Origin of the sequence: Endozoicomonas atrinae (genome assembly GCF_001647025.1) — a bacterium.
In the GTDB taxonomy this organism is placed as follows: Bacteria; Pseudomonadota; Gammaproteobacteria; order Pseudomonadales; family Endozoicomonadaceae; genus Endozoicomonas; species Endozoicomonas atrinae.
This window is the reverse complement of the sequence record NZ_LUKQ02000896.1, coordinates 1-251: the sequence shown is the minus strand read 5'-3', so window position 1 is coordinate 251 and position 251 is coordinate 1. Positions and strand designations below refer to the sequence as shown.

1 pseudogene is annotated in these 251 nt (G+C 46.6%); it reads left to right on the top strand.

Going from position 1 to position 251, the window contains the following annotated elements:
* Positions 1 to 124: 124 nt before the first annotated feature.
* A pseudogene (locus AK963_RS34675) lies at positions 125 to 251 on the top strand (transposase); the annotation flags it as partial.

Sequence of the window (251 nt, the reverse complement as noted above, 5' to 3'; positions counted from 1 at the left end):
AGTCAGCTTAGTAAAATATTTAACTTTCTGGAACTATCAGACTTGCAGACCACCCCAAAAAGCTATACTTAACGACAGGTCATTTTGGACTGGTGTTTTGAGGACTTTTTACGCCGGTGATGACACTCGGCTAAACAAGCTTGATCAGCAAATCCTTACCCTCTATGCCCGAGGCATGACCACCCGTGATATTGCCGAAGCCATTCACGAGATGTACGGCGCTGAGGTGTCGCCTACCTTGATATCCAAGG